Below are 20,328 nucleotides of genomic sequence, written 5' to 3'. Positions count from 1 at the left end.
TTACCGTGACGGCCATGCAGACTTCCCGGACACCGGACCACGCGCCAGCCCCTTCCCCCGCCGCCGTGCCCCAGGCGGCCGCCGACCGGTTCCTGGCCGGGCGCACCGCCCTGGTGACCGGTGCGGCGAGCGGCATCGGAATGGCCTGCGCACGGACGCTCGCCGCGGCCGGCGCGCATGTGCACATCGTCGACAGGACGGCCGAGGCCGCGAAGCGCCTGGCCGACGAGCTCGGCGCGACCGCCTGGGTCGTCGACCTCTCGGACCCGGAGGCCGTCGAGACGCTGCCCGCCGACGCGGACATCGTGGTCAACAACGCGGGGCTCCAGCACATCGCCCCCGTCCACGCCTTCCCGCCCGAGCGCTTCGCGCTGATCCAGCGCGTGATGGTCGAGGCACCGTTCCGCATCTTGCGCCGGACCCTGCCCGGCATGTACGAACGCGGCTGGGGGCGCGTCGTCAACATCTCGTCCGTCCACGGACTGCGCGCCAGTCCCTACAAAGCGGCCTATGTCACGGCCAAGCACGCACTGGAAGGACTCAGCAAGGTGGTCGCGCTCGAAGCGGCGGAGCACGGGGTGACGAGCAACTGCGTGAGCCCCGGCTACGTCCGCACGCCGCTGGTCGAGAACCAGATCGCCGCGCAGGCCCGCACGCACGGCATCTCGGAGGAGGAGGTGGTGGGACAGGTCATGCTGGAACGCAGCGCCGTCAAGAGCCTGATCGAACCGGTGGACGTGGCCGAGGCCGTGCTGTGGCTGTGCGGTCCGCGAACCGGGCACATCACCGGCACCTCGATCTCCATGGACGGAGGCTGGACCGCCAACTGACCCCGCTGCGCCCGCCCGCCGCCGTACCCGCGACCCTGGTTCCGTCCCCGCACACTGTCCCTCGCCCCCGGCGTCCAGCTCCCTGCCGCCTTCCGTACCCCCGACGAACGATGGCCGCCCATGTCTGAACCGTCCTCCTCCGCCGCGCCCCACCTGCGACGCCTCCTGGCGCTGCTGGCCGACGACGCCCCCGCCGAGGCGCTCGGCGCCGTCTCCTCGGCGGCCAGAGCGGCCGGGGTGCCCGCCCAGGACCTGGCCGAGGTGGAAGGGGCGGTCGCCACCGCCCTGCGGATCAGGGGCGCCCTTCGCCAGCACCGGCGCCGGGAGCTCCAGCTCACCGCGCTCTTCGACACGGCGGGCGACCTGGCCGCCTCGCGCGACCTGGACGACGTGCTGAAGGCCATCGTGCGGCGGGCCAGGATGCTGCTCGGCACCGACACCGCCTACCTCACGCTCCCGGACGAGGAGGCGGGCGACACCTACATGCGGGTGACCGACGGCTCCGTCTCCGTACTGTTCCAGCGGCTCCGGCTGGAGCTCGGCGAGGGGCTCGGCGGTCTCGTCGCGCAGACCGCCAGCCCGTACGCGACCCCCGACTACCGCACCGACGAACGCTTCCGCCACACCGAGAACATCAACGCCGGAGTGCTGGCCGAGGGTCTCGTCGCCATCCTCGGCGTCCCCCTCCTGCTCGGATCCAGCCGTGGCGGTACGGGCAAGGTCATCGGCGTCCTCTTCGCGGCCGACCGCTCCCCGCGCGTCTTCAGCCCGGACGAGGTCGCCCTGCTCTGCTCCCTCGCCGCGCACGCCGCCATCGCCATCGACACGGCGCGCGCCCTCGCCGACACCGGCGCGGCGCTGGCCGAGCTCGCCCAGGCCAACGCCGAGCTGGCCGAGGCGAACGCCGCCGTGCGCGAGCACTCCGCCGCCATGCAGCGCGCCGAGGAGGCCCACGACCGGCTCACGGACCTCGTGCTGCGCGGTGGCGACGTCACCGACGTCGCCACCTCGGTCGCCGGTCTCCTGGACAGCCCGCTGACCATCCACGACCCTGGCGGGCGCCCGCTGGCCGCCGTCCGGCCCGACGGGACGGCCTGCGCGGCCGACAGCACGGACGCGGTGTGGCTGGCCGAGACGGCGGAGGAGTCACGGGCCCAGGGACGCGCCGTGCACCGCGACGGGAGGTGGATCTGCGCCGTGCTCGCCGGGCAGGAGCTGCTGGCCAGCCTCGTGCTGCACCAGCGCCGGCGCCTCGACGACTCCGACCGGCGGCTCTTCGAACGGGCCGCCGTGGTCACCGGGTTGTTGCTGCTCCTGCGCAGGACGGTGGCCGAGACGGAGAACCGGATCCGCGGCGAACTGATCAGCGACCTGCTGGGCGACGCGGAACGGGACCCGGCCGGGCTGGCGGAGCGCGGCCGCCGGCTGGGCATCGACCTGGACCGGCCCCGGCTGCTGCTGGTCGCGGAGTCCGGTGCGCGGGAGAGGCTCGGCGCGGCCGCCATGCGGTATCTCTTCGGCGGGGACATCCACGGGGTGAGCGCCGAACACGCCGGGACCGTGGTGCTGTTGGTCGACCACGCCGGAGCCGACGACACCACGGGCGGCGGGCCCCTGTCCGGCCGGTCACCCGGAGAGGTGGCGAGGGCGGCGGCCGTCCAGCTCGGCCACCTCGTCCAGGCGCCCGTCACGGTCGCCGCGGCCGGCCCGGCGGGCGGGCCCCGGGAGCTGGCCGCCGCGTACGCGGAAGCGGCCCGGTGCCTCCGGGCGATGCGGGTGCTCGGGCGTGCCGGTGAGGGTGCCTGTGTGGACGAACTCGGCTTCCTGGGCGTGGTGCTGGGCAACGCGCAGGACGTCGACGGCTTCGTCCTGGCCACGCTGGGGCCGCTGCTGCGGTACGACGAGCGGCGCGGCACCCATCTGGTGCGGACGCTGAGCGCGTACTTCGGGGCGGGTGGCAGCCTGATCCGGGCCAAGGACGAACTGCACGTGCACGTGAACACGGTGGTGCAGCGCCTCGACCGGATCCAGGTGCTGCTGGGGCGGGACTGGAACGAGCCGGCCCGGGCGCTGGAGCTGCAACTCGCCCTGCGGCTGCATCTGCTGGGCGGCGGGCGCGAGGGGTGACCGGGTCCGGGCCGGAGGGGTGACCGGGGTGAGCGGGGTGACCGGGTGCCGCCGCCCCGGTCACGGACCGGCTCGAAGGCGTCCTCAGTCGCCGGAGGGGCCGGCCTCTGCCCGGCTCGGACGTGACGCCTTCAGCAGGTGGTGGGCGATCGCCTCCGCTCCCCTGTCGCCCGTCAGGACCGTGTAGTGGTTGACGTCCGGGACACGTACGGTCTCGACCGTTGCTCCGGGGAGGGCCGCCGCCTCCAGTCGGGACTCGTCGTACAGACCCTGGGGTTCGTTCATCAGGCCGCGCTCGGCCCACAGCAGCGTGGCCGCCATCGGCAGGTTCCGTACCGCCGACAGCACCTGCTCCGCGAAGAGGCCGGTGCCGTCGGCGCGTACCGCTTGGAGCCGGCAGGTGGAGCGCAGTGCCGGTTCCCGCCCCGTCAGGTCACGCTGGACGTAGGCGTCCACCTCCGCCGACCAGGCCCCCGCGAACGCGGGGTGTGCCTGCCAGAACGACCGGTAGGCGGCCCGGTCGGGGAACGTCATCGACAGCCGGTCCATCGCCGGACCGATGACGGCGGTCAGGAGTGCGTCGGGGGAGAGATGGGTGGGCGCGGGGAAACCCACTCCGCCGTCGACGAGGAGCAGTGGCCCGAACCGCTCCGGATGGCGTACGGCGGCCAGCGCCGCCACGAACGCGCCCATCGAGTGACCGGCCAGGACCACGCGGCCCCGCGCCGGGCACAGGGCTTCGGCCAGGGCCGCCGCGTCGTCCGCGTGCGCGGCGATCCCGTACGGGCCGGGCAGCCCCGAACTGGCCGCCCGGCCCCGCAGATCGGGGGCGATCAGCGTGACGCGGCCCGCCAGGGCCCGGGCCACCCTGCCCCAGGACAGGGCGTTGGCCGTGATGCCGTGCAGGGCCACGACGACCGGGGCGCCGGCTTCGTGGGCCGGCCAGCGCAGGGCCGCGAGTCCGCCCCCGGCGACGGGTACCCGCAGTTCTTCGTACGGGACGGTGGTCATGGGTTCCGGTTCTCCTTAGGGTTCCGGGACGCGCGGCTCCCCGCGCCCAGTCGGGCCGGCAGCCGCGCGAGGCCGCCGGGCAGCAGATGCACCACGGCCACGAACAGCACCCCGAGCAGGAACAGCGGCTGGGACAGCGGGACCCGCAGCACCGCCGGCAGATCGGCGACCGCACCGGAACCCGCGAGGTCGCCGAGACGGTGGTCGGCCCAGGTGTAGAGGATGCCGCCGACCATCGGGCCCCACCGGGTGCCCGAGCCGCCCAGGACCACCATCACCAGCAGCGACAGCGTGAAGTCCGACGTCGTCGTCTGCGGGGTGGAACCGCCGGTGAGCAGCAGGTGGACGAGCCCGCCCACCGCGGCCAGCGCTCCCGCCAGCACGAACGCCGTCAGCTTGAATCCGTACGGCTTCAGGCCCAGCACCTCCACCCGGCGCTCGTTCTCCTTGATCCCCTCCCAGACCCGCCCGGTGGGGGAGCGGACAGCCCGGTGGACGACGGCGAGGGTGAGGACGAGATAGGCCAGCGCGATCCAGTACAGATTCGCCGTGTTGTCGATGCCGACGAGTCCGGACGGCAGCAGACCGGCGGGGGCCGCGCGGCCCTCCTCGCCGCCGGTGAGGCCGCCGGGGTTGCGGGAGACGAGGATCGAGCCCGCCTGTGCGAACGCCAGCGTCACCATGGAGAAGCCGATGCCGGTGACCCGCAGGCTCACCGAACCGAGCACCAGGGCCAGGGCGATCCCGGAGCAGAGGCCGAGCACCGCGGCGAGCGCGAAGGGCAGCCCCGCTTCGAGCAGGAACATGTTGGTGGCGTAGCTGCCCGCCGCGAAGTACAGCGCGTGCCCGAAGGACAGCAGGCCGGTGCGGCCGAGCAGCAGGTCGTACCCGGTCGCCAGGGCGCCGAACAACAGGCAGGTGGCCAGGAGTTGCAGCGAGCCCGGACTGCCCACCGGCCCGTCCAGGAGTCCGGGCAGCGGCAGCGCGCTGAACGGGGCGACGACCAGGGCCACCAGCACGGCGGCGGGCCACCAGCGCAGCACCCGGGCCGGTGCCCCGGAGGCGGGCCCCGGCGGCACGGCGGCGGGCGCCCCGCCGGTACGGTCGTGTGTCTCGGTGGCGGTACTCACGCGAGCCTCCCGGTCAGTCCGCGCGGCCGGACGAGCAGCAGCGCGCCGAGCAGGACGACGACGGCCAGGTCGCCGAGGCCCGCTGCGGTGTAGTAGTTGGCGAACTGCTGGACCAGGCCGATGACGACGGCCGCCACGGCGGCCCCGGTCACCGAACCCATGCCGCCGGTGACCACCACCACGAAGGCGAAGATCAGCAGCGAGGTGCCCTGCCGGGGGTCGACCGAGCCGAAGTACAGCCCGCCCAGGGCCCCGCCGAGCGCGGCGACACAGCCGCCGATGGCGAAGACGAGCGTGAACGCCCGGCGGACGTCGATGCCCAGCGCGGTCACCATCGCCCGGTCCTCGACCCCCGCCCGTACGACGAGGCCGTGACGGGTCCTGCCGAGGAACAGCCGCAGCGCCACGAGGACGACGACCGCTGCCGCGATCAGGACCAGCCGGTTGACCGGGACGTGCGCGCCCAGCAGCCCGAAGGTGCCCGACAGTGCCTCGGGACCGGGGAACGTCAGCGCGTCCGGCCCCCAGATCCCCGAGAGGAGCGCGGGAACGGCGAGGCCCACCCCGACCGTGGCGAGCACCTGTTCGCGCGGCCGGGTGTAGAGCGGGCGGACCACGGCGAGTTCGAGCAGGACCGCGGCGGCGGTGCCCACCGCCGTACCGAACAGCACGGCCAGGGCGAAGCCCGCGCCGCCGGGTCCCGCCCCTGGCAGGTTCCCGGACGCCGCCCACCAGGTGCCGTACGCACCGATGGAGAGCAGGGCCCCGTGCGCGAAGTTGAGCACGTCCATCAGGCCGAAGATGAGGGAGAGGCCCGAGGCGATCAGGAAGTAGAGCGCCCCCAGACCGAGCCCGGTCATGGTGAGCAGAACGATCGTGGACATCAGGAATCCGCCTCCGCGGTCGGGGAAGAGGCCTGTGCGGCGGGGGAAGGGGTGCGGGCGGCCGGGCCGTGGCCCACGCCCAGGAGCCTGCGGGCCGCCTCCGCGTCGCCCAGCAGCGCCTCGGTGGGCCCGTGGTGCGCGGTGCGCCCGTCGGCGAGGACGACGCACCGGCCGGCCAGCCGGCGTACGACGGCGAGGTTCTGCTCCACGAGCAGCACCGGCACCGCCTCGGCGGCCCGTTCCAGCACCTGCGCGACCTCGGTGACGACGCGGGGCGCGAGTCCCTTGGTGGGTTCGTCGGCGATGACGAGCCGGTTGGTGTTGAGCAGGGTGCGCCCGATGGCCACCATCTGCTGCTGGCCCCCGGACAGCGTCCCGGCCAACTGCCGCGCCCGCTGCCTCAGTTCGGGAAACAGTTCGTGGACGAGTGCGTACGCGGGCTCGCCCGCCCCGCGCCGCTCGGCCAGCCGCAGGTTCTCCGCCACGGTGAGCCCGGCGAAGATCCCCCGGTCCTCGGGGGCGTAGCCGACGCCCCGCCCGACGACGGCGTGGGTGGGCAGCGCCACGGTCTCCTCCCCGTCGAGCAGCACACTGCCGGCGCGCGGGACCAGGCCGAGGATGCCGCGTACGGTCGTGGTCTTCCCGGCGCCGTTGCGGCCCAGGAGCGCGGTCACCCCGTGCCGGGCGACGTCCAGGTCCACGCCGTGCAGGATGTGCCGCCCGCCGATCAGGACCCGCAGGTCCCGTACGGCGAGCAGGATGTCGGGGTCCGTCACAGCCCCTCCCCGAGGTAGGCCCGCTGGACCTCCGGGTCGGCGGTCACGGCCTGCGGGGTGTCCAGCGCCAGGAGCCGGCCGTGGTGCATCACGGCGAGCCTGTCCGCGAGGCCCAGCAGGACGTCCATGTGGTGCTCGACCATGAGGACGGTGCGGCCCTCGTCACGGTGCAGGGTGCGGATCAGTTCGGTGAGCGCGGGGACCTCCTCCGCACTGACCCCGGCCATCGGCTCGTCGAGCAGCATCAGCCGGGGCTCCCCGACCAGCAGGACCGCCAGTTCGAGCTTGCGCTTCTCCCCGTGGGACAGCTCGGCCGCCGTTGTCCGCGCCCGGTGTCCGAGACCGGTGCGCTCCAGGACCCCGCGCACCTCGGCGGTGTACGGGGAAGCCCGCCGCCACAGCCGGTACGAGCCGCCCTTCGCCGCCTGCGCCGCCAGCCGCACGTGGTCGGCGACGCTCATCCCCGGCCAGAGGCTGGAGGTCTGGAACGTGCGGCCGATGCCCCGGCGGGCGCGGACGTGCGCGGGCTGCGCCGTCATGTCCGTACCGTCCAGCGCCAGCGTGCCGGCCGTGGGCGTGGTCAGCCCGCTGATCAGGTTGAACAGGGAGGTCTTGCCCGCCCCGTTGGGGCCGATGAAGGCCAGGAACTCGCCCTCGCGGACGCCTAGGGTGATGTCCTCGACGATGGTCGCCCCGCCGACGCTCCAGCCGAGCCCGTCGAGGCTCAGCACGGGGGCGCTCGCGCGCAGCCGTCCGTCGTGTTCCGTGGTGGTGCCCGGAGCCGTCATCGCTCAGCCCGCCGAGGGCGCGACCGGCGGGGCCACCGCGTCCATCGGCTCGGTGCTCACCAGCTCGGGGACGGCGCCTGCGCCCTTCCCCTTCAGCCGCGCCACGAACATCGGCTGGATCAGCGCGTGGTCCTCGGCGCGCACCTGCTCCTTGCCCTTCACCCCGTCGAACGTCCAGCCCTCCAGGGCCTTCACCATCCCGTCCGTGTCGGTGGGGCTGCCCTCCTCCACCGCGCGGACGATCATCTGGGCGGCCGTGAAACCGTCCGGGGTGAACAGGTCCGGGGCGCCGCCCGCCTTCTCGACCGTGTCGAGCATGGCCTGCTCGACCGCGTTGCCGCCGCCCGCGCCGGGGAAGTAGTGCGCCAGGAAGGACACCTTGGCGCCGGCCGCCCCGAAGACCGGGTACGAGGCCGTCCCGGCCAGTCCCGTGACCACCTTCCCCGCGTCCAGCACGCCCTGCTGGTCCAGCGCGGTCCACAGGGCCGGGGCGGTGGAACCGGCCCAGGCGACGAAGACCAGGTCGGTTCCCGCGGCCTTCACCTGGCGGGCGAACGGAGTCAGGTCCGTCGCCCCGGGCGGGGCCAGGACCGAGCCGACCTTCGCGCCCCCTGCGCCGAGCACCGCCTTCACGGCGGCCACGTTGGCCTGGCCGAACGTGGAGTCCTGGGCCAGCACCGTGACCTTCTTGCCCCTGGCGTCGCCGAGCATCGTGCCCGCGGTGAGGATGTCCTGGTAGGACTGGCGGCCCGACCGGAAGGTGTACGCGTTGATCCCGGTCACCGCGTCGGTCGCGGCGGGCCCGCTGACGTACAGCACCTTGTTCTGGGCGGCGAGCGGGGCCATCTGGAGGGCGACGCCGGAGTCGGTGGTGCCGGCCAGCACCTTGTAGCCCTTGCCGATCAGGTTCTTCGCCGCGGCGACCGCCTTGCCCGGGTCGCCCGCGTCGTCCTGCTCGGTCACCTCGATGCGGTGACCGCCGGCCTTGCCCGTGCCCTTGGTGGCGTGGTCGAGCCCCGCCATGAAGCCGTCGCGGTACTGCTTGCCGTACGCGGCGAGCAGCCCGGTCCGCGAGTAGACCAGCCCCACCTTGACGGTCTCGTCCTCGCCACCGCCGGCCGGGTCGGAGCCGCCCGCCTGGCCGGCGGCGGTGCAGCCGGCCAGGAGCAGCGCGGCGGCGCCGAGGGCGGCTGCGGTGAGGGATCTGTGCTGGACGGTGCCTACGGCTCTGCGACGGCGCATGGTGACCGGCTCCTCGGCGTGGTTCGGATGATGTCGGCCGAACCGTATGAACACCGTGGCGCCGTCGATATGGTGCAGGAGCCCCCACCTGACGGGGGCCCCATGTGGGTGCCCGACATGGGCACGGGACCTCGCCCAGGGCGTTTCGGAACCTGGGGCCCTAGGGCTTCCCGTCCGGACTCGTCAGGTCGATCAGCCTGCACACCGTCTCGATGTCTATCTTCACCTGTGCGATCGAGGCCCGTCCGGACAGCCAGGTGATCAGCGCGGAGTGCCAGGTGTGCTCGATGACCCGGACCGCCGACAGCTGCTGCGGCGTCGGGTGCTCAAGCCCCATCGCGTCCAGCACGATCTTCGTCGTGATGCGCGAGACGGTGTCCACCTCGGGGCTCACGCTCCGGTCGGCGAAGGTGAGCGCCCGCACCATGGCATCGGCCAGCTGCGGCTCCCGCTGGAGCGCCCTGAAGGCCCGCATCAGCGTCTCGGCGACCCGCTCCGCGGCGCTCTCCCCGGTCGGGGGGCGCTTACGGAGCGTGCCGTGCATGTGCTGGAGCTGGTCCTGCATGGTGGCGACCAGCAGATGGATCTTGGAGGGGAAATAGCGGTAGAGCGTCCCCAGCGCGACACCGGCGGCCTCGGCGACCTCGCGCATCTGCACGGCCTCGAAGCCGCCCCTGCTGGCAAGCTGGGCGCTGGCGTGGAGGATGCGGCGGCGGCGGGCCTCCTGGCGTTCCGTCAGGGGAGGCGATGCGGGTCTGGCTTCCGCTGTCATGTGTCCCAATCCATGGCTTCTGTCCGCAACCGGCGCGAGGGGAGCGTGATTCCGGGCGGGCACAGCATGGCAGGGCGCCTGCCGTGGCGCGAATCACCTGATCCGGCGGTCACGCCGAAGCTACCTGCCGGTAGATTCGATGCTTGTTGAACGATCCGGTCTGAAACTTGTTCTAGATTAGCGCGAGCGGTTACGCTCCGGCGAACACGCAGTGAGAAGGGGGCCGAGTGTGACCGCTGAGGCCATAGAGACGGGCCCCCGGGCGGGCACCGAAGCACCCGCCGCCGCCGACGACCGGCCGTTGCGCATCGCACTCCTCACGTACAAGGGCAATCCGTTCTGCGGAGGCCAGGGCGTCTACGTGCGCCACCTCGGCCGCGAGCTCGCCCGCCTCGGCCACAGCGTCGAGGTGATCGGCGCCCAGCCCTACCCGATGCTCGACGAGGGTGTCCCGCTCACCGAACTGCCGAGCCTGGACCTGTACCGCCAGCCCGACCCGTTCCGTACGCCGGGACGCGGCGAGTTCCGCGACTGGATCGACCTCGCCGAGGTCGCCACCATGTGGACCGGCGGCTTCCCCGAACCGCTCACTTTCAGCCTGCGTGCCCGGCGCCATCTCCAGGCCCGCCGCGGCGAATTCGACGTCATCCACGACAACCAGACCCTCGGCTACGGCCTGCTCGGCGACCTCGGTGCTCCGCTCGTCACCACGATCCACCATCCCATCACCGTCGACCGGCAGCTCGACCTGGACGCCGCGGGCAGCCGGCGCCGCCGGGCCTCCGTGCGCCGCTGGTACGCCTTCACCCGTATGCAGAAGCGGGTCGCCCGCCGCCTGCCGTCCGTCCTCACCGTCTCCGGCTCCTCCCAGCAGGAGATCGTCGAGCACCTCGGCGTACGGCAGGACCGCGTCAGCGTGGTGCACATCGGAGCCGACACCGACCTCTGGTCGCCCGATCCGTCCGTCGCGGAGGTGCCCGGCCGGATCGTCACCACCTCCAGCGCCGACGTCCCGCTCAAGGGGCTCGTCCACCTCGTCGAGGCGCTGGCCAAGCTCCGCACCGAGAAGCCGCAGGCGCACCTCGTGGTCGTCGGCAAGCGGGCCGAGGACGGACCCGTCGCCCAGGCCATCGAGCGGTACGCGCTCCAGGACGCCGTCCAGTTCGTCAAGGGAATCAGCGACATCGAGCTGGTCGACCTCGTGCGCGGAGCCCAGGTCGCCTGCGTCCCCTCGCTGTACGAGGGCTTCTCGCTGCCCGCCGCCGAGGCGATGGCCACCGGGACCCCGCTCGTCGCGACGACCGGCGGCGCGATCCCCGAGGTCACAGGACCTGACGGGGAGACCTGCCTCGCCGTACCGCCTGGCGACGCCGGCGCGCTGGCCGCCGCCCTCGGCCGGCTGCTCGACGACCCGGAGCTGCGGGCCCGCCTGGGCGCGGCCGGCCGCGACCGGGTGCTCGCACGCTTCACCTGGGCCAGGGCGGCCCTCGGTACGGCCGAGCTGTACCGTCAGGCGATGGTCTCCCGGGGAGCCCGCAGGTGACTGCCCCCGCCGCCCACGGAATCCGTACCTCCGACCTCGAAGGCAGGCCCTCGTGCTGACCGTCGACTTCACCCGCTTCCCGCTCGCCGCAGGCGACCGAGTGCTCGATCTGGGCTGCGGCGCCGGCCGGCACGCCTTCGAGTGCTACCGGCGCGGCGCCCAGGTCGTGGCGCTGGATCAGAACGCCGAGGAGATCCGCGAGGTCGCCAAGTGGTTCGCCGCCATGAAGGAGGCCGGTGAGGCCCCCGAGGGCGCCACCGCCACCGCGATGGAGGGCGACGCCCTCAACCTGCCCTTCCCCGACGACTCCTTCGACGTCGTGATCATCTCCGAGGTGATGGAGCACATCCCCGACGACAAGGGCGTGCTCGCGGAGATGGTCCGCGTCCTGCGGCCCGGCGGGCGGATCGCCATCACGGTGCCGCGCTACGGCCCCGAGAAGGTCTGCTGGTCGCTCTCCGACGCGTACCACGAGGTCGAGGGCGGCCACATCCGGATCTACAAGGCCGACGAACTGCTCCGCAAGATCCGCGAGGCCGGACTCAAGCCGTACGGCACGCATCACGCGCACGCGCTGCACAGCCCCTACTGGTGGCTCAAGTGCGCGTTCGGGGTGGACAACGACAAGGCGCTGCCGGTGCGGGCGTACCACAAGCTGCTGGTCTGGGACATCATGAAGAAGCCCGTTGTCACCCGCGTCGCCGAGCAGCTGCTCAACCCGGTCGTCGGCAAGAGCTTCGTGGCGTACGCGACGAAGCCGCACCTCCCCAAGGCCGAGGCGTGAGTACGCCCGAGCGGACCGAACACCTCGTACTGCCCGGGGTCCTCACCGCCGACCAGGCCGCGGAGACCGTCGCGGCGGTGCGCGCCGTCCAGCGCGAGGACGGGGCCCTGCCCTGGTTCCGCGGCCACCACCTCGACCCGTGGGACCACACCGAGGCCGCCATGGCACTCGACGCGTCGGGCGAGCACGAGGCGGCGGAGCGCGCCTACGACTGGCTGGCCCGTCATCAGAACGCGGACGGCTCCTGGTACGCCGCCTACCACGACGGCGACGCCGGACAGCCGACCGACCGCAGCCGCGAGACCAACTTCTGCGCGTACGTCGCGGTCGGCGTCTGGCACCACTACCTCGCCACGGGCGACGACGCGTTCGTCGACCGGATGTGGCCGACGGTCTACGCCGCCGTCGAGTTCGTCCTGCGCCTCCAGCAGCCCGGCGGTCAGATCGGCTGGAAGCGGGAGCCCGACGGCACCCCCGTCACCGACGCCCTGCTCACCGGCTCCTCCTCGATCCACCAGGCCCTGCGCTGCGCTCTCGCCATCGCCGAGGAACGCGAGGAGCCGCAGCCCGACTGGGAGCTGGCGACCGGGGCGCTCGGTCACGCGATTCGCAACCATCCGGAACGCTTCCTGGACAAGGACCGCTACTCGATGGACTGGTACTACCCGGTCCTCGGCGGCGCGGTCACCGGAGTCGCCGCGCAGAAGCGGATCGACAACGGCTGGGACCGGTTCGTGGTGCCCGGGCTCGGGGTGCGCTGCGTGCTCCCCAACCCGTGGGTCACCGGCGGCGAGAGCTGCGAACTGGCCCTGGCGCTCTGGGTGATGGGCGAGTCCGACCGGGCCCTGGAGATCCTCCAGTCCGTCCAGCACCTGCGCGCCGATGGCGGCCTGTACTGGACGGGGTACGTCTTCGAGGGCAACCGGGCTTTCTGGCCCGAGGAGCTGACCACCTGGACGGCGGGTTCCCTGCTGCTGGCGGTGGCCGCGCTCGGGGGGGACGAGGCGACCACCGCGGTCTTCGGCGGCGAGCGGCTGCCCAAGGGGCTGGAGCCCGACTGCTGCCGCTGATCGCTCGCTGATCACTCAGAGGCGGCGGACACGGCCCGCCGCGGCGTGGCCGATGAGGAGGTACACGGCGGCGGCGAGGCCGTATCCGGCGACCACCCGGGCCCACTCGGCGTCGAAGGTGAACAGGTCGTACGACCAGCCGGCCAGCCACCTGGCGGCCTCACGGACGAACTCGACCAGTTCGTTGCCCGGGTTGGCGTCGAGCAGGTACATCAGAATCCACAAGCCGATGATGAAGGCCATGACGTCGGCCACGGCGGCTATGACACGTGCGGCGGTACTGCTTCCTGTGCCGGTTCTGGGAGACATGGACTGCGGATTGCCGTTTTACGCGGGGTGAAACCCGGACGGCCCCTCCGGATGGCGGCCGCGCTCCCGCCGGGCGAACCTGACCTGGAGTGCCGAGCGCCGTGCGCTCCCCGTGGAAGCCCCGGTCAGGAGGCCCGCCGTGCCCCGCCCCCGCCCCCGTTCCGTCCACCGCCTTGCCCTGGCGTTGCTGCTGTCCTGCGCCGTGCTGGTGAGCGCCACCGGGTGCGGGGACGGCGACGACTCCACGAGCACCGCGTCGAGCGGCAGCCCGAGCGCGAGCCCGAGCCCCTCCGCCTCCGTCGCGAAGCAGAAGCTCGCCAAGACCCGGTTCGTGGCCAACGCGGGGCTGGCGGCCGGTGCGACGTACCAGTGGATCGTGAAGCCGTACCGCGCGGGTTCCTTCAAGAAGGGTGCGGACGGCCGCACGTTCGCCCTCGTCAAGGCGGGGCTCGCCGGCGGGTTCGCGTACAACCGGCTGAAGGCGGCGGCCGAGAACGCCAAGGGTGACCCCCTCCTCTCGAAGGCCGTCGCGCCCCTGACGGCCGCCATCGACTCGCTCAAGGGGCTGGGAACCAAGCTCCGCGACGGCGAGGCGGGGGCCGGTGACATCAGCACCTTCGAGAGCGTCATCAACAGCATCAAGGAAGCGGGCGCGAGTGCCGGCGCCGAGGTGCGGAACAAGATCCCCTCCACCTCCGATCTGAGCGGATAACCGCGTGTCACCCCCGCAACGCCCGCACTAAGGTGCGGACATGACCCTCCCCCTGCTCCCGTACGACCGCTACTGCGACGAGATCCTGGTCCAGACCGACGCCCTGCGAGCGGTGCTCAAGGACGCGGACCTCACCGCGCGGGTCCCCACCTGCCCCGAGTGGAGTCTCGGCGACCTGGCCGTCCACGTCGGCGGCGCCCACCGCTGGTGTGCCGAGATCGTCGGCACCCGGGCCACCGAGGACGTCCCCGACGAACGGGTGCCGGGCATCGCGGGACCGGAGGGCGAGGAGCCCGGAGCGCTGGACGCCTGGCTCGCCGAGGGGGCCGAAGGCCTTGTGGCAGCCCTGCGCGAGGCGGGCCCCGACGCGGAGGTCTGGAGCTGGGCGACGGATCAGCGGCCGGCGTTCTGGGCCCGGCGCATGGCGCACGAGACCGTCGTGCACCGTGCGGACGCCGCCCTCGCCGCACAGGCCGCCTACGAGGTGGCCCCCGAGCTGGCGGCCGACACCGTCGAGGAGTGGCTGGAGCTCGTCGCCGCCGCCCAGCGCGACGGTGATCCGGAAGCCGCCGAACTGCGCGGCGCGGGACGCTCCCTGCACCTCCACGCCACCGACGTACCCGGCGCCGAATGGCTGATCACCTTCGGGGACGACGCCTTCACCTGGACCCACGCCCACGCTAAGGCGACGGTCGCCGTGCGCGGCACGCTCACCGACCTCATGCTCGTCTTCCACCGCCGGCTGAGCCCCACCAGCACCCGGGTGGAACTGCTGGGGGACGCGGAGCTGCTCGACTTCTGGCTGGAGCGCGCGTCTTTCGGCTGAGCAGGGCCGCCGGACCCGCCGGGTCAGGAGTTGAGCTCCGCCAGGACCCGGAGCGTGTGCGGGTCCGGTGCTGTGACCAGGAGGTCGGTCACCGGGCCACCGCGCCACAACTCCAGCCGCTCCGCGATCCGTTCGCGCGGGCCGACCAAGGAGATCTCGTCGGCGAAGGCGTCCGGCACCGCGAGCACCGCCTCCTCCCTGCGGCCCTCCTGGAACAGCCGTTGGATGCGGCGGGCCTCCTCCTCGTATCCCATCCTGGCCATCAGGTCCGCGTGGAAGTTGCGGGTCGTGTGCCCCATGCCGCCGATGTAGAACCCCAGCATCGCCTTCACCGGCAACAGGCCGTCGGCCACGTCCTCGCACACCTGGGCCCGTGCCATCGGCGCGACCATGAACCCCTCGGGGAGGTCGGCGGTCCTCACGTCGTACACCTCGGGGCGGGTGGGCGACCAGTACAGCGGGAGCCAGCCGTCCGCGATCCTGGTCGTCTGGGCGACGTTCTTCGGGCCCTCCGCGCCGAGCAGCAGGGGGAGCCGGGCGCGCAGCGGGTGGGTGATCGGCTTCAGGGGTCTGCCCAGCCCGGTGCCGTCCTGGCCGGCGTACGGAAGGGAGTGGAAGCGTCCCGCGAGCCGGACGGGCCCTTCCCGTGCCAGTACCTGCCGGATCACCTCGACGTACTCGCGGGTCGCGGTCAGCGGGCTGCTGGGGAACGGCCGCCCGTACCAGCCCTCCACCACCTGGGGTCCGGACAGGCCGAGCCCCAGCATCATCCGGCCGCCCGAGAGATGGTCGAGGGTCAGCGCGTGCATGGCCGTCGCGGTGGGCGTGCGGGCCGCCATCTGCGCGAGCGCGGTGCCGAGCCGGATACGGGAGGTGTGGGCCGCGATCCACGTCAGCGGGGTGAACGCGTCGGAGCCCCAGGCCTCCGCCGTCCACACGGAGTCGTAGCCGAGGTCCTCGGCGCTGCGGGCCAGGGCGAGGTGGCCGGGATTCGGGCCGCGGCCCCAGTATCCGAGAGCGAGTCCGAGTCGCATGTCCGTCCCTCCGGCCCTATATGACGGTGCGTCAGGTAACGATGCGAGGGACTGTACGACAACGGCCCCCCGCCCGGAAGGGCGAGGGGCCGCGAGGTATGTGTCCGGATCAGCCGCGCTGGATGCCCGTGGTGTCCTGGAGGACTCCACGACGGCCGTCCTGCGTCTGGGCGATGAGGCCCGGACCGCGCTGCTCGACCGCGAGGTACCAGGTGCCCGGAGCCAGTTCGGCGATCGGGTTCGGAGAACCGTCCTCGCCGTACAGGGGACGGGCCACCGGGACGGCGAACCAGAACGGGGTGAAGTCGCCGGCCGGCGCTCCCGCGTCCTGCGGGGACTGCTGCGCCTGCGGGGCCTGCATGGCGTGCGCCTGGGCCGGGTCGGCCTGACCGGGCTGCGCGCCGTACGGCTGGGGCTGACCCTGCTGCGTGCCGTAGGGCTGCTGCTGGGCGCCGGGGTAGCCGTAGCCCTGGCCGGGCTGCTGCTGCTGCGCACCGTACGGCGCCTGCACACCCTGCTGCGCCGGACGCGGGGCGCCCATCAGCGGGGCCTTGAGGGCCGGAACCATCGGGGTGGCGATCGCACCGGCCGCCAGCACGATGGTCGCGAGAAGGCCGAGGATCAGGCCGGCGCCCGCGTCGGTGGCGTCGATGGTCGTCCAGAACGCCGCCCACAGGGAGAAGACGGTGAACGCGACACCGAACTGACCGAGGTCCAGCCCCACGACCTTGCGGCCCGGCATGGAACGGCCCACGACCACCAGCGCCGCGCCGATGACACCGGCGAGGAAGATGCTCATCAGGAACGAGAGCGAGTCCCAGGCGTTCGGGCTGTCGAAGCTGGAACAGTTGACGCCCGCAGGGCAGTCGAAGCCGGAGAGGTCGAGGAAAGAGGCGATGAACAGCACCACCGCTGCTCCGATCACCACCCCGTCGCCTCGAGTGAGGGAGCGGATATTCACGTGAAGGTCCTTAGTCGGTCGTCTCGTCGGGGCGGTCGTCGATGCCGCCTGTTCGGCGGGTACGGCGCGAAGCTCGGGGCGGCTCCCCATCGTACGGATGAATCTATCGTCTGCCCGGCCGGGTTGTGCCCCGCCCCGGACCTTGGGCTGTTATCCGCCCAATTCCTTCGCAGACCCGTGCGTGTCTTACCCGTTGAGGTAGCCGCTGATGCCGTCGGCAATGCCACGGGCCGCCTTCTGGCGCCATTCCGCGCTCGTGAGCAGGGCCGCGTCCTTCGGATCACGCATATTGCCGCATTCGACGAAGACCTTCGGCACGGTCGACAGATTCAGTCCGCCGAGATCCTTGCGGGTGTCGATACCTGTGTTGTCGCCGACGTAATTGGAAGGCGCGCTTCCGGTGACGCGGTGGAACTGTGCGGCGATACGGATGCCGAGTTCGCGCGAGGGTCCGACGATTTTCGTGGTGTCCGCGGCGCCGTCGCTCACCCGTCCGGGGAGGATCACGTGGAACCCGCGGTTGCCGGCCGCCGAACCGTCCGCGTGGACGGAGACGACCGCGTCGGCCCCGGCCGCGTTGCCGGTCCGGGCCCGCTCGTCGATGCACGGGCCGAAGGGGCGGTCGTCGTCGTGCGTCAGTACGACCTTCGCGCCCTGCGACTCCAGCAGGGTGCGCAGCCGGTGCGAGACGTCGCGTGTGAACTGCGCTTCCGCGTAACCGGCGTCGGTCGCGGTCCCGGTGGTGTCGCACTCCTTGAGGCCCGTGCCGATGTCCACCTTGCGGTTGATCTCGCGGGCGTGGTCACGGTTGCGGGGGTTGTGCCCTGGGTCGATCACCACGGTCTTGCCGGTCAGTGGCCCGTCCGCCAGGGGCTTCGCCGACGAGGGGGTGCCCGTCGGTGTCGTGGCGGCCGGCGTGGAAGGCGCGGCTGTCCCCGCGCTGCTGCCGGGACGTGGCTGCGTCACGCCGGCGCTGCCGCCGCCTCCGCACCCCGCGAGGGTCAGGGACAGGGAGACCACGGCGGCGGCGACGAGCACGGGCCGGCCGTGGCGGGTGGGGGGAGTTCTGTCGTCGTACGGCACGCGGCGACCCTATCCGGGCGGCTCAGATTCCCGGCCCCGTGCGCCGCAGGACGCGCAGCGAGTCCGTCACCGAGATCTCGGTGAACGCGCCGGAGGCCAGCGCCCGCTGATGAACGCGGTACGGGGCCTGGCCGCCGTCCGCGGGGTCGGGGAACACGTCGTGGATCACCAGGAGCCCGCCGTCGGCTACGTGCGGCGCCCAGCCCTCGTAGTCGCCGTTCGCGTGCTCGTCGGTGTGGCCGCCGTCGATGAAGACGAAGCCGAGCTTCCCGCCCCAGACCGCCGCCACCTGGGGCGACCTGCCGACGAGCGCCACGACGTGCTCCTCCAGACCGGCCCCGCGCAGGGTGCGCCGGAAGGTGGGGAGCGTGTCCATCAGGCCGACCTCGGGGTCGACGACGCTCGGGTCGTGGTACTCCCAGCCCGGCTGCTGCTCCTCGCTGCCCCGGTGGTGGTCGACGGTGAGCGCGGTGACCCCCGCAGAGCGGGCGGCGTCCGCGAGCAGGATCGTGGAGCGCCCGCAGTAGGTGCCCACCTCCAGGAGCGGGAGCCCGAGCGTGGCGGCGTCGGCCGCCGCCGCGTACAGGGCGAGTCCTTCGCGTACCGGCATGAAGCCCTTGGCCGCCTCGAACGCGGCAAGGATCTCCGGCTCGGGCCGGGCGGCGGGCTCGACGGCGGGCTCGGCGGCCACGGCGTTCCTCCTGGTGGGTCGGGCGATCGACGGCGCCCCATCGTGCCGCACGCCCCGGCCGAGGAGGACGGCGGGGGGCGCGCATCCGCACCCGGTGTCAGGCCCGGGTGGGGGCGGAGGCCGGCTCCGCGGAGGCCGTGGCGAGCGCGTCGTCCGCGCTGCTCGCCAGCAGCACCGGCCGCGGCGGCCGCTGGGCGGGCAGGCACGCGGCCAGCACCAGACCGACCAGCACGGCTCCCGTCGCGATGACGAACGAGATCCGGAACCCCTCCATGCTGGGCACCTGGACCGGCCCCATCGCCACCGAGGTGTTCGCCAGCACCATGCCGATCACCGCGCTCGACACCGAGGTGCCGATCGACCGCATCAGAGTGTTGAGCCCGTTGGCCGCGCCCGTCTCCGACGGATCGACCGCGCCGATGATGAGCGCGGGCAGCGAGGAGTACGCGAGCCCGATACCGGCCCCGAGCACGACCGCGATCACCACGGTCTGCCACGCGGCGCTCATCAGGCCCAGCCCGGCCCCGTACCCGATCGCCATGACCAGCATCCCGAGCATCAGGGTCGCCTTCGGTCCGCGGCGGACCGAGATGCGGGCGTACACCGGGGCCACGAACATCATCGTCAGGCCCAGCGGCGCGACGCACAGCCCCGCCGTGACCATCGACTGTCCCAGCCCGTAGCCGGTCGACGCGGGCAGCTGGAGCAGCTGCGGCAGGACCAGCGAGACGGCGTAGAAGGCGACGCCCAGCATGATCGATGCGAGGTTGGTGAGCAGCACCTCGCGCCGGACCGTGGTGCGCAGATCGACGAGCGGCGCGGGGGTGCGCAGTTCGAACAGGCCCCACAGGACGAGGATCAGCAGGGACGCGCCGATCAGTCCGAGAGTGGTGGGAGAGGTCCAGCCCCAGTCGCTGCCCTTCGTGACGGGGAGCAGCAGGCAGACCAGCCCGAGCGAGAGTCCTAGCGCGCCGATGACGTCGAAGCTTCCGGGCGCGCGCAGCGGAGGCTCGGGCACGACCAGGACGGTGAGCACCATGGCGACCACGCCGAGCCCGGCCGATCCGAGGAAGAGCGCGTGCCAGTCCGTGTGCTGGGCGATCAGCGCGGCGGCGGGCAGGGCGAGTCCTCCGCCCACGCCGATCGACGAACTCATCAGCCCCATCGCCGAGCCGAGGCGCTCGCGCGGCAGCTCGTCGCGCATGATCCCGATGCCGAGCGGTATGGCGCCCATGGCGAAGCCCTGGAGGGCCCGGCCGACGATCATCACGACGAGATCGTCGGTGAAGGCGCAGACCAGCGAACCGAGGACCATCACGGCGAGGCTGGCGAGCAGCATCCGCCTCTTGCCGTAGAGGTCGCCGAGCCGCCCCATGATGGGCGTGGACACGGCCCCCGCCAGCAACGTCGCGGTCATCACCCAGGTGGCGTTCGACGGTGTGGTGTCGAGGAGGGCGGGGAGGTCCTTGATGACGGGGACGAGCAGGGTCTGCATCACCGCGACGGTGATGCCCGCGAAGGCCAGGACGGGGACGATCCCCCGGCCCGCCCTGCTCCTCCCCGGATCGGGGAGGTCCCCGGCGAGCTGTTCGTTCGTCGTCCGTCGCATACGTGCGGCCTCCGGGCAGCGGTCAACCACCCGGGCTCCCCCCAAGTGCGTGCATCGTGAACGCTTCAGTGCGCCCGGGGTATTCCGGTGAACGGACGCGAACCCCTGGCGGATCGGAACGAGCGGCCTTCCGGCCTTCCTTCGGA

At 72.8% G+C, this 20,328-nt stretch carries 20 protein-coding genes; 7 read left to right on the top strand and 13 right to left on the bottom strand.

Annotated elements, in window-relative coordinates; all coding sequences use genetic code 11:
- Window positions 1–14: 14 nt before the first annotated feature.
- Together AB0C82_RS15680 and AB0C82_RS15675 are read left to right on the top strand one after the other, a co-directional pair.
- Window positions 15–830: a 3-hydroxybutyrate dehydrogenase gene (locus AB0C82_RS15680; protein WP_362841344.1), complete on the top strand. Its 816-nt coding sequence runs from the start codon at window positions 15–17 to the stop codon at window positions 828–830.
- A 120-nt stretch (window positions 831–950) separates the two neighbouring features.
- Window positions 951–2,957: a GAF domain-containing protein gene (locus AB0C82_RS15675; protein WP_362841342.1), complete on the top strand. Its 2,007-nt coding sequence runs from the start codon at window positions 951–953 to the stop codon at window positions 2,955–2,957.
- An 84-nt stretch (window positions 2,958–3,041) separates the two neighbouring features.
- On the opposite strand, the gene AB0C82_RS15670 is transcribed toward AB0C82_RS15675, so the two are convergent.
- The 7 genes from AB0C82_RS15670 to AB0C82_RS15640 all read right to left on the bottom strand — a co-directional run bounded on the left by AB0C82_RS15670 (window position 3,042) and on the right by AB0C82_RS15640 (window position 9,560).
- On the bottom strand, window positions 3,042–3,968 hold the full coding sequence (locus AB0C82_RS15670) for an alpha/beta hydrolase (RefSeq protein WP_362841340.1): 927 nt from the start codon (window positions 3,966–3,968) through the stop codon (window positions 3,042–3,044).
- Window positions 3,965–5,098: a branched-chain amino acid ABC transporter permease gene (locus AB0C82_RS15665; RefSeq protein ID WP_362841338.1), complete on the bottom strand. Its 1,134-nt coding sequence runs from the start codon at window positions 5,096–5,098 to the stop codon at window positions 3,965–3,967. The genes AB0C82_RS15670 and AB0C82_RS15665 overlap by 4 nt, the downstream gene beginning before the upstream one ends.
- Complete coding sequence (locus AB0C82_RS15660; protein WP_362841336.1) at window positions 5,095–5,982, bottom strand: branched-chain amino acid ABC transporter permease; 888 nt, start codon at window positions 5,980–5,982, stop codon at window positions 5,095–5,097. Before AB0C82_RS15660 ends, AB0C82_RS15665 begins: the two co-directional genes overlap by 4 nt.
- Window positions 5,982–6,758: an ABC transporter ATP-binding protein gene (locus AB0C82_RS15655; RefSeq protein WP_362841334.1), complete on the bottom strand. Its 777-nt coding sequence runs from the start codon at window positions 6,756–6,758 to the stop codon at window positions 5,982–5,984. The genes AB0C82_RS15660 and AB0C82_RS15655 overlap by 1 nt, the downstream gene beginning before the upstream one ends.
- Window positions 6,755–7,546, bottom strand: a complete 792-nt coding sequence (locus tag AB0C82_RS15650; RefSeq protein ID WP_362841332.1) for an ABC transporter ATP-binding protein — start codon at window positions 7,544–7,546, stop codon at window positions 6,755–6,757. Before AB0C82_RS15650 ends, AB0C82_RS15655 begins: the two co-directional genes overlap by 4 nt.
- A gap of 3 nt (window positions 7,547–7,549) precedes the next feature.
- On the bottom strand, window positions 7,550–8,788 hold the full coding sequence (locus AB0C82_RS15645) for a substrate-binding domain-containing protein (RefSeq protein ID WP_362841330.1): 1,239 nt from the start codon (window positions 8,786–8,788) through the stop codon (window positions 7,550–7,552).
- 160 nt (window positions 8,789–8,948) lie between these two features.
- On the bottom strand, window positions 8,949–9,560 hold the full coding sequence (locus AB0C82_RS15640) for a TetR family transcriptional regulator (RefSeq protein ID WP_362841328.1): 612 nt from the start codon (window positions 9,558–9,560) through the stop codon (window positions 8,949–8,951).
- 229 nt (window positions 9,561–9,789) lie between these two features.
- Here AB0C82_RS15640 and AB0C82_RS15635 point away from each other — a divergent pair, with 229 nt between their 5' ends.
- The 3 genes from AB0C82_RS15635 to AB0C82_RS15625 are packed head-to-tail and all read left to right on the top strand — an operon-like array spanning window position 9,790 to window position 12,957.
- Window positions 9,790–11,103, top strand: coding sequence for a glycosyltransferase family 4 protein (locus AB0C82_RS15635; protein ID WP_362841326.1), 1,314 nt, complete (start codon window positions 9,790–9,792; stop codon window positions 11,101–11,103).
- Window positions 11,104–11,155: 52 nt separating this feature from the next.
- Window positions 11,156–11,887, top strand: coding sequence for a class I SAM-dependent methyltransferase (locus tag AB0C82_RS15630; protein WP_362841324.1), 732 nt, complete (start codon window positions 11,156–11,158; stop codon window positions 11,885–11,887).
- Window positions 11,884–12,957, top strand: coding sequence for a prenyltransferase (locus AB0C82_RS15625; RefSeq protein ID WP_362841322.1), 1,074 nt, complete (start codon window positions 11,884–11,886; stop codon window positions 12,955–12,957). Before AB0C82_RS15630 ends, AB0C82_RS15625 begins: the two co-directional genes overlap by 4 nt.
- Window positions 12,958–12,972: 15 nt before the next feature.
- On the opposite strand, the gene AB0C82_RS15620 is transcribed toward AB0C82_RS15625, so the two are convergent.
- Window positions 12,973–13,266 carry a hypothetical protein gene (locus tag AB0C82_RS15620; RefSeq protein ID WP_362841320.1) on the bottom strand — a complete coding sequence of 98 codons (294 nt, stop codon included), beginning with the start codon at window positions 13,264–13,266 and terminating at the stop codon, window positions 12,973–12,975.
- A gap of 139 nt (window positions 13,267–13,405) precedes the next feature.
- Here AB0C82_RS15620 and AB0C82_RS15615 point away from each other — a divergent pair, with 139 nt between their 5' ends.
- Both AB0C82_RS15615 and AB0C82_RS15610 read left to right on the top strand, forming a co-directional pair.
- Window positions 13,406–13,978 carry a hypothetical protein gene (locus AB0C82_RS15615; RefSeq protein ID WP_362841318.1) on the top strand — a complete coding sequence of 191 codons (573 nt, stop codon included), beginning with the start codon at window positions 13,406–13,408 and terminating at the stop codon, window positions 13,976–13,978.
- A 40-nt stretch (window positions 13,979–14,018) separates the two neighbouring features.
- The gene (locus AB0C82_RS15610) at window positions 14,019–14,804 is read left to right on the top strand and encodes a maleylpyruvate isomerase family mycothiol-dependent enzyme (protein ID WP_362841316.1); all 786 of its coding nucleotides are present in this window, start codon (window positions 14,019–14,021) and stop codon (window positions 14,802–14,804) included.
- 23 nt (window positions 14,805–14,827) lie between these two features.
- On the opposite strand, the gene AB0C82_RS15605 is transcribed toward AB0C82_RS15610, so the two are convergent.
- The 5 genes from AB0C82_RS15605 to AB0C82_RS15585 form a co-directional block, all read right to left on the bottom strand.
- A complete protein-coding gene (locus tag AB0C82_RS15605; protein ID WP_362841314.1) occupies window positions 14,828–15,838 on the bottom strand; it encodes an LLM class F420-dependent oxidoreductase in 1,011 nt (336 codons plus the stop codon).
- A gap of 109 nt (window positions 15,839–15,947) precedes the next feature.
- Window positions 15,948–16,799, bottom strand: a complete 852-nt coding sequence (locus AB0C82_RS15600; RefSeq protein WP_362841312.1) for a hypothetical protein — start codon at window positions 16,797–16,799, stop codon at window positions 15,948–15,950.
- A 186-nt stretch (window positions 16,800–16,985) separates the two neighbouring features.
- Window positions 16,986–17,882, bottom strand: a complete 897-nt coding sequence (locus AB0C82_RS15595; RefSeq protein WP_362841310.1) for an N-acetylmuramoyl-L-alanine amidase — start codon at window positions 17,880–17,882, stop codon at window positions 16,986–16,988.
- A 22-nt stretch (window positions 17,883–17,904) separates the two neighbouring features.
- Window positions 17,905–18,492, bottom strand: coding sequence for a class I SAM-dependent methyltransferase (locus tag AB0C82_RS15590; RefSeq protein ID WP_362842058.1), 588 nt, complete (start codon window positions 18,490–18,492; stop codon window positions 17,905–17,907).
- Window positions 18,493–18,670: 178 nt separating this feature from the next.
- Complete coding sequence (locus AB0C82_RS15585; protein ID WP_362841308.1) at window positions 18,671–20,182, bottom strand: MFS transporter; 1,512 nt, start codon at window positions 20,180–20,182, stop codon at window positions 18,671–18,673.
- Window positions 20,183–20,328 lie beyond the last annotated feature (146 nt).

Origin of the sequence: Streptomyces sp. NPDC048560 (assembly GCF_040650955.1) — a bacterium.
GTDB lineage: Bacteria > Actinomycetota > Actinomycetes > Streptomycetales > Streptomycetaceae > Streptomyces.
This window is presented reverse-complemented; position numbering and strand designations above follow the sequence as displayed.

Excerpts from the sequence above, each read along its gene's own strand:
- AB0C82_RS15605 (WP_362841314.1), bottom strand. The coding sequence starts at position 15,838 with ATGCGACTCGGACTCGCTCTCGGATACTGGGGCCGCGGCCCGAATCCC.
- AB0C82_RS15590 (WP_362842058.1), bottom strand. The coding sequence starts at position 18,492 with ATGCCGGTACGCGAAGGACTCGCCCTGTACGCGGCGGCGGCCGACGCC.
- AB0C82_RS15680 (WP_362841344.1), top strand. The coding sequence starts at position 15 with ATGCAGACTTCCCGGACACCGGACCACGCGCCAGCCCCTTCCCCCGCC.
- AB0C82_RS15675 (WP_362841342.1), top strand. The coding sequence starts at position 951 with ATGTCTGAACCGTCCTCCTCCGCCGCGCCCCACCTGCGACGCCTCCTG.
- AB0C82_RS15670 (WP_362841340.1), bottom strand. The coding sequence starts at position 3,968 with ATGACCACCGTCCCGTACGAAGAACTGCGGGTACCCGTCGCCGGGGGC.
- AB0C82_RS15640 (WP_362841328.1), bottom strand. The coding sequence starts at position 9,560 with ATGACAGCGGAAGCCAGACCCGCATCGCCTCCCCTGACGGAACGCCAG.
- AB0C82_RS15660 (WP_362841336.1), bottom strand. The coding sequence starts at position 5,982 with ATGTCCACGATCGTTCTGCTCACCATGACCGGGCTCGGTCTGGGGGCG.
- AB0C82_RS15610 (WP_362841316.1), top strand. The coding sequence starts at position 14,019 with ATGACCCTCCCCCTGCTCCCGTACGACCGCTACTGCGACGAGATCCTG.
- AB0C82_RS15620 (WP_362841320.1), bottom strand. The coding sequence starts at position 13,266 with ATGTCTCCCAGAACCGGCACAGGAAGCAGTACCGCCGCACGTGTCATA.
- AB0C82_RS15585 (WP_362841308.1), bottom strand. The coding sequence starts at position 20,182 with ATGCGACGGACGACGAACGAACAGCTCGCCGGGGACCTCCCCGATCCG.
- AB0C82_RS15650 (WP_362841332.1), bottom strand. The coding sequence starts at position 7,546 with ATGACGGCTCCGGGCACCACCACGGAACACGACGGACGGCTGCGCGCG.
- AB0C82_RS15645 (WP_362841330.1), bottom strand. The coding sequence starts at position 8,788 with ATGCGCCGTCGCAGAGCCGTAGGCACCGTCCAGCACAGATCCCTCACC.